The organism is Arthrobacter sp. Br18, assembly GCF_000520555.1.
Lineage (GTDB): Bacteria > Actinomycetota > Actinomycetes > Actinomycetales > Micrococcaceae > Arthrobacter_D.
Window position 1 is genome coordinate 11,688 of record NZ_KI914870.1, and the last position, 1,234, is coordinate 12,921.

Genomic DNA, 1,234 nt, shown 5'->3' on the forward strand with positions numbered 1-1,234 from the left:
GCAAGAATCGGGCAGCATGAGGAGCAGCTGCTGACACTGCTCGAGGACGCGCTGTCCGGACTTCCTGACGTGACGGTCCACTCACAAGCCCGGGCACGGACCACCACCTTGCTGCTCACCTTCACCGGGCGCGACGCAACAGAAGCCAGCAAATTCCTCGCCGAGCGCGATGTCCTTGCCCCGTCGAGCAATTTCTATGCGCTCGAGGCAAGCCGGGTGCTGGGACTGGGCGAGGCGGGTGGGCTGCGGGTCGGTCTCGCGCCCTATACGTCCCGCGACGAGGTGGAGCGCCTGATCGGCGGTCTGACCGCCTACCTCGGGTGACGTCCGCGCGGCAGAGAGGGGGGGGAACCTATGCAGCGTGCTCCGGGACCGGCTGCTGCGAGCGCCCGCTCCGGATATCCATCCGCCCGCTGATCAGCGCTATGGCCAGGCCGAGGACCGCCAGCACCGCGCCGACGAGCGCGGGAGCAGTGAAGCCCCAGCCCAGCGCAATGACCACGCCGCCCACTGTTGCGCCCAGTCCGTTGGCGATGTTCAGCGCCGCGTGATTCATCGACGAGGCGAGTGACGCCGATCCCGTCGGGTCCCGCCGGGAGCGGCTCGCTGCAGCGAACGCAAGAATCGGGCAGCATGAGGAGCAGCTGCTGACACTGCTCGAGGACGCGCTGTCCGGACTTCCTGACGTGACGGTCCACTCACAAGCCCGGGCACGGACCACCACCTTGCTGCTCACCTTCACCGGGCGCGACGCAACAGAAGCCAGCAAATTCCTCGCCGAGCGCGATGTCCTTGCCCCGTCGAGCAATTTCTATGCGCTCGAGGCAAGCCGGGTGCTGGGACTGGGCGAGGCGGGTGGGCTGCGGGTCGGTCTCGCGCCCTATACGTCCCGCGACGAGGTGGAGCGCCTGATCGGCGGTCTGACCGCCTACCTCGGGTGACGTCCGCGCGGCAGAGAGGGGGGGGAACCTATGCAGCGTGCTCCGGGACCGGCTGCTGCGAGCGCCCGCTCCGGATATCCATCCGCCCGCTGATCAGCGCTATGGCCAGGCCGAGGACCGCCAGCACCGCGCCGACGAGCGCGGGAGCAGTGAAGCCCCAGCCCAGCGCAATGACCACGCCGCCCACTGTTGCGCCCAGTCCGTTGGCGATGTTCAGCGCCGCGTGATTCATCGACGAGGCGAGTGACGGGGCGCCGGGCGCCACATCGAGGAGCCGCGCCTGCAGCGGCGGG

General features: G+C 69.1%; 3 protein-coding genes and 1 pseudogene. 2 read left to right on the forward strand and 2 right to left on the reverse strand.

Going from position 1 to position 1,234, the window contains the following annotated elements:
• A partial coding sequence (locus Y704_RS20780; RefSeq protein WP_035772522.1) for an aminotransferase class V-fold PLP-dependent enzyme occupies positions 1-324 on the forward strand: 324 nt, incomplete at its 5' end.
• 28 nt (positions 325-352) lie between these two features.
• Here Y704_RS20780 and Y704_RS0111565 read toward each other — a convergent pair.
• Positions 353-556: an MFS transporter gene (locus Y704_RS0111565; RefSeq protein ID WP_026550239.1), complete on the reverse strand. Its 204-nt coding sequence runs from the start codon at positions 554-556 to the stop codon at positions 353-355.
• A gap of 67 nt (positions 557-623) precedes the next feature.
• On the opposite strand from Y704_RS0111565, the gene Y704_RS0111570 reads away from it, so the two are divergent.
• Entirely contained in the window at positions 624-941 is a 318-nt protein-coding gene (locus Y704_RS0111570) for an aminotransferase class V-fold PLP-dependent enzyme (protein WP_275451067.1), read from the forward strand.
• A gap of 28 nt (positions 942-969) precedes the next feature.
• Here Y704_RS0111570 and Y704_RS24055 read toward each other — a convergent pair.
• Positions 970-1,234, reverse strand: a pseudogene (locus Y704_RS24055) (MFS transporter); the annotation flags it as partial.

Bases quoted from the DNA above. Each gene is read 5' to 3' on its own strand.
- Y704_RS0111565 (WP_026550239.1), bottom strand. From the start codon at position 556: ATGAATCACGCGGCGCTGAACATCGCCAACGGACTGGGCGCAACAGTG.